This is a genomic window from Nocardioides stalactiti (assembly GCF_014180715.1).
Classification (GTDB): domain Bacteria; phylum Actinomycetota; class Actinomycetes; order Propionibacteriales; family Nocardioidaceae; genus Nocardioides; species Nocardioides stalactiti.
Genome location: NZ_JACEFC010000189.1, coordinates 1 through 5,008, shown reverse-complemented (window position 1 = coordinate 5,008; position 5,008 = coordinate 1). Strand labels below are relative to the sequence as shown.

At 73.3% G+C, this 5,008-nt stretch carries 8 protein-coding genes; 1 reads left to right on the top strand and 7 read right to left on the bottom strand.

The window, feature by feature from the left end:
* Positions 1-521, bottom strand: a 521-nt coding sequence (locus H0487_RS21770) for a thioredoxin domain-containing protein (RefSeq protein ID WP_183096311.1), incomplete at its 3' end; no start/stop codon positions are given.
* Between the two features lie 99 nt (positions 522-620).
* Between H0487_RS21770 and H0487_RS21765 the strand changes: the two genes are divergently transcribed.
* A complete protein-coding gene (locus H0487_RS21765) occupies positions 621-1,082 on the top strand; it encodes a pyridoxamine 5'-phosphate oxidase family protein (protein ID WP_183096310.1) in 462 nt (153 codons plus the stop codon).
* A 67-nt stretch (positions 1,083-1,149) separates the two neighbouring features.
* Here H0487_RS21765 and H0487_RS21760 read toward each other — a convergent pair whose 3' ends face one another.
* The 6 genes from H0487_RS21760 to H0487_RS21735 form a co-directional block, all read right to left on the bottom strand.
* Positions 1,150-2,055 (bottom strand): alpha/beta hydrolase, encoded by a 906-nt coding sequence (locus H0487_RS21760; RefSeq protein ID WP_183096309.1) that lies wholly within the window; start codon positions 2,053-2,055, stop codon positions 1,150-1,152.
* A gap of 68 nt (positions 2,056-2,123) precedes the next feature.
* Positions 2,124-2,726, bottom strand: coding sequence for a hypothetical protein (locus H0487_RS21755; protein ID WP_183096308.1), 603 nt, complete (start codon positions 2,724-2,726; stop codon positions 2,124-2,126).
* A gap of 89 nt (positions 2,727-2,815) precedes the next feature.
* Positions 2,816-3,028, bottom strand: coding sequence for a ferredoxin (locus tag H0487_RS21750; protein WP_183096307.1), 213 nt, complete (start codon positions 3,026-3,028; stop codon positions 2,816-2,818).
* A complete protein-coding gene (locus H0487_RS21745; protein ID WP_183096306.1) occupies positions 3,021-4,235 on the bottom strand; it encodes an NADH-ubiquinone oxidoreductase-F iron-sulfur binding region domain-containing protein in 1,215 nt (404 codons plus the stop codon). The genes H0487_RS21750 and H0487_RS21745 overlap by 8 nt, the downstream gene beginning before the upstream one ends.
* Positions 4,232-4,783, bottom strand: a complete 552-nt coding sequence (locus H0487_RS21740; protein WP_183096305.1) for a DUF8596 domain-containing protein — start codon at positions 4,781-4,783, stop codon at positions 4,232-4,234. Before H0487_RS21740 ends, H0487_RS21745 begins: the two co-directional genes overlap by 4 nt.
* On the bottom strand, positions 4,780-5,008 hold a 229-nt coding region (locus H0487_RS21735; protein ID WP_183096304.1), incomplete at its 5' end, for an FAD:protein FMN transferase. The genes H0487_RS21735 and H0487_RS21740, both read right to left, overlap by 4 nt.

The window sequence follows — 5,008 nt, the reverse complement described above, 5'->3', positions numbered from 1 at the left end:
CCCGGCCCCGACGGGAGGTCGCCGACGGTCGAGAGGTGCTCGCGCAGCTGGTCGGCGACGCGCCGTACCTCCTCACCGCGCTCGTGCCACGCCTCGCTCATCGCCTGCAGCACCTGGGTGAACGCCGGCGTCCCGTGCCGCGGCTGGTCCGGGAAGTAGGTGCCCGCGAAGAACGGCGCCCCCTCGTGGTCCATCACCACCGTCATCGGCCAGCCGCCGTGCCCGGTCATCGCCGTCGTGGCCTGCATGTAGACCGCGTCGACGTCGGGCCGCTCCTCGCGGTCGACCTTGACGTTGACGTAGTGCTCGTTCATGTACGCCGCGGTCGCCGCGTCCTCGAACGACTCGTGCGCCATCACGTGGCACCAGTGGCAGGCCGCATAACCCACGCTCAGCAGCACCGGGACGTCGCGACGGCGCGCCTCGGCGAACGCGTCCGGGCTCCACTCCCACCAGTCGACGGGGTTGTCCGCGTGCTGGAGGAGGTACGGCGACGTGGCGGACGCCAGGCGGTTGGGCACACCTCAACGCTAGCGACGGCGATCAACGGGCCGCCGCTCACCCGGATCCAAGGACATTGGACCCTAGGCCGACCCCACCTCTCCCCTCATGCTGAGGTCGTGGCTACCTCTCATGAGCTTCCCTACGAGACCTGCGAACGGTTGCTCCGGGCCGGCGTGCTCGGGCGCCTCGTCCTCAACCGAGCGACGGGCCCGGAGATCGTGCCGGTCAACTACACGACGGCCGGGGACGCGATCCTGGTGCGCACCGCAGTCGGATCGCTGCTGGACAAGCACGCCGACGGAGCACTGCTGGTCTTCGAGGTGGACCACGCCGACTACGACCGACGACACGGCTGGTCCGTCGTTGCCCGTGGGGTGGGAGAGCGCGTCCGCGCTGAGGATCTCACCGACATCGAGCGCCGGGCACCGAAGCCGCCCTCCTGGGTCGACCGCGACGACGAGGTCTGGATCCGGCTCGACTGGGTCACGTTGACCGGCCGCCAGGTGGGCCAGGGTTGGAGTCCCGTTGCCGAGATGCCGGTCCGTCGCGCTCAGTTCTCCACTCATCACCTCGAGTGACCGCGAGCCGACGACCTCGCTGACACAGGTGGGCGGTGGCGACCGGGTCGGACCTGCCTGGTGGTCGTCAGGCGACGGGGACGTGGCGGGCGAGGAAGTCGAGCTGGGCGGCGACGTTGCGCTCGAACCAGTCCCCGACGTAGATGTCGAAGTGGCCCGCGTCGTAGAGCACGACCTCGCCGTACGGGGCCCGGGCGGCGTACCGCTGCGTCGGCCCCGCGGGGGCGACCGTGTCCCGCTCGCAGACGACCACGTGGAGCGGGCAGTCGACGTTCTTGGCCTGGCGGCCGGGGAAGCTGCGCGGGATCTGGAGGGCGATCCGAGCCGCCACCTCCTTGGGTCCGGTCGCACCCTCCGGCATCAGGGCCTCGACACCGGCGACGCAGTCGGGAGCCGTCATCAGCGCCGTCGACCCGGGCGGACCGTAGGTCGGGATCCGGACCGGCTCCCGGCCGAACCGGGCAGCGACGACGTCGCGCAACGCCCGCGCGGTGACCTTGGCCGAGGTGACCGGGCCCGTCGCCAGGCCGGACGCGAGGCCGTCGGTGAAGGGGCACTGCGAGATCGCGGCGACGACACCCTTGTCCTGCGCGGCCGTGACGATCACGTGGCCGCCGCTGAAGGACGTGCCCCAGAGCACCACGCGTGCCGGATCGACGACGTCCAGCGTCCGGGCGAACGCGACCGCGGCCCGCCAGTCCTCGCGCTGGCGCCGGATGTCGAGCAGCTGCCGGGGTTCGCCGGCACTCGCGCCGAAGGTCCGGTAGTCGAAGACGAGACAGGCGTAGCCCGCGCTCACGAACCGCTCGGCGAACGCATCGAGTCGCTCCTCCCGGACCCCGCCCAGCCCGTGGGCCATCACGATGACCGGGCTCGGCCGGTCAGCAGGGACGCCGTCGGGCGAGTAGAGCCACGCGGCACAGGTCGTCTCGCCGGAGGGGAAGGTCAGGTCGGTACGGCTCCACGGGGGCACCAAGGAAACCTATGGGGATGCCCTCCAGGATTGGAAGGCATCCCACTATGCCCTGCGTCACCCCGGCGTCAGGCCATCTGCGGGACGTGCAGGTGCGCGTAGGCCAGCTCGAACTCGTGCACGTCCATGACCTGGCCGCCGGCCTCCTCGGCCAGCCGGTTGCGCAGCTCGCCGACGACGTCGCGGCTCGCGGTCATCGCTCCCCGGGTCGCCCAGGCCGAGGTCGCGCACGCGAGGCCCGACGAGCGGTCGACGAGGAGGCTGGCGCAGCAGAAGCCGCTGGTCTGGGCCAGTCGCGGGAGGATCCCGACGCGGAAGGTCTCGATCATGGTGTCGAGGTCGCCCTGGAGCCAGCTGACCCGGCAGGTCTCACCGTGCTGGGAGCGCCGCATCACGGCGATCTCCCACTGGTCGACCTGCATCGAGCCGCCCAGGATGTCGCGGCCGCGCTCGCGGATCGGCCGCGTCTGCTCGTTGCTGGCGTTCATCGCCGCCTCGCTGTCCCACGAGCTGGTGGCGATGCACTGCCCGCTCCCGCGGTCGACCAGCAGCGAGACGCCGCGACAGCCCTTGATCCTGTCGAGCATGGGCACGGCCTCGTTCTCGATGAAGGCGATGCCTGCCCCGATCTTCTCCGGCCTGCCGTGGAACGTGATCGAACGTGCGAACACGGTCCGCTCCTCTCCGAACGGGGCAGTGCCAGAACGACACCACCGGTAGGTCCAGGCTTACTCCCCTTCGGGCTCCAGCGCCAGAGGTCTCACCCTGGCAGCAGTCGCAGTGCCATCCGCGGGCAGCCGTGGACCGCGGCTCGGGCAGCGGTCAGGAGCTCCGGGGTGACCGGCCCACCCACGACCGGGTAGCCCCAGTCGTCGAGCTCGATCAGCTCGGGGAGCAGCTCGAAGCAGACGCCTCGCGCCTGGCAGGCGGGCCAGTCGACGCGCAGCTGGTGGTCCGCGCCGCGCTCACGCACGGGGTCGCCCGCCTTCGCTGCAGCCGCCGCGGGTGTGCCGCTGCACCTCCTCGGGGAACCGCGCGAGCGCCGAGCGCACCATCCGCGCCGTCCCGTCGGGGTGCGCGCAGGCCCCGCGCCGCTCGACCAGGCCGCAGAGCCGCTCGAGCTCGGCCAGTCCGCCCACGCCGTCCACCACCCGGGTGAAGGCCTCAGCCACCGCCGGCAGACCGTTGCGGCACGGCCCGCAGCGTCCGGCCGACTGCGCGGCGAGGTACGTCGTCACGGACCGCGCGAACCACAGCGGGCAGCCATCGGGAACCAGGACCACCCCCGCGCCGAGCGTCAGGTCGGCCTCGGCGAGCCCGCTCCGCGAGACGGTCAGCTCCCGCAGCCGGCCGGCCTCCGCCCAGGTCCCGTGGTAGCCGCCGATGAGCACCGGCCGGTCGAGGGACGCCGGGTCCAGCAGCGCCTTCCACGGCGTGCCGAAGGCGACCTCGACCACGCGCTTCCCCCCGTCGTCGTGCAGGGTCAGGAGCGTGGTCCCCGGTTCGTCCGTCGTGCCCCGCGACAGGTGGTCGCGCACCCCGCGCAGCACCAGCAGCCCGAGCTGGGCATAGGTCTCGCCGTTGGACACCAGGGTCGGCCGACCACGGTGGCCACTGACGGCCGCCGGTTCCCACGCGGTCACGGGCCGGTTGGGGCGGCCCGCCATCAGCTCGAGGACGGCGTTGACCTGGCCAGCCACGAACGACTCGTCGGCGCGGTGCACGACGTGGCGGACCCTGTCGCGCGGGCGCTCCCCCAAGGCTTGCTCGACCGCAGCGCGCACCTGCAGGTCGGCCTCCGGTACGACGACGTGGACCTCGCGCGCTCCGAGCACCCGGGCCGCGGCCAGGGCCCCGTCGAGGACGAGGTGCGGCGCGACCATCGCGAGCGTGGCGTCCTTGGCACTGGCCGGCTCCCCCTCGCTGAGGTTGACCACGACCGTCGGTCGGCCCCGGCCCTTGGCGGCGGTCTCCAGCTTGCGGCCGAACGGGAAGCCCGCCCCGCCCCGCCCCCGCAGGCCGACGCGTTCGAGGTCGGCGAGCAGCGGGGTGAGCGCGACCCCGGGCAGCTCCCCGTGGGTGGCGCGGTGCGCGGCCAGCGACGGTCCGTCGTCGGCGGCCGCGAGGACGGCGGGGCCCCGCTCGACGCGGACGCCGAGCGGTCCGAGGACGGCGGTCATGCCGGCCTCGCTTCGCGTGCGGTCGGGTGGGGAGCCAGCGACCGCGCCACCACCGCGGCGGCGACCAGGCCCACTGCGGACGAGTAGCCGACCAGCGCCCACGTCTCGCCGGTGTCGGTCCCGATCACCAGTCCGTGCCCGAGGCCGAGCGCCCACGCCAGGTAGGCGAGCTGGTGGACGCGCTGCCACCCCCCGAGGCCCAGCCGCGCCCGGACCGCCGTCGTCACCATCACGGCGATGACCAGGTCGGTGGCGAGGGTCCCGACCGCCACTCCGAGCGGCTCGTACGCCGCACCCCACGGGACGACTGCGTGCCACCAGCGGATGTCGACGAACTCGTCGGCGACGGCCGTCGCGATGTGCGCGACCAGCAGGGCCGTGCCGAAGAGGCTGAGGTTGCGGTGCAGCGCGCGGGAGACGAACACCGGCACCCGCGACCCGGCCCGGCCGCGGACCGTGAGGACCCCGAGGACCACGGTCGCGGTGAGCACGCCGAGCAGGACGAACCCGGTGCTGCGGTTGAGGAACCAGAGCATCGCGTCGTTCACGCCGCCACCCCCTCGTCGGCACCGGGCGCCGGCCAAGCCCCGACCCGACGAACGGTTCCGTCCGCCAGCACGAGCCGGGCATGGACGCCGCGCTCGTCGAGCCAGCGCTCGGCCTCCTCCCCGAGGACGAGGGCGGCGGTCGTGGCGACATTCGCCCCGAGCGCGGTCTCCCCGAGCGCGGTGACGGTCCGCAGGTGGCCGAGGACCGGCGCTCCGGTCCGCGGG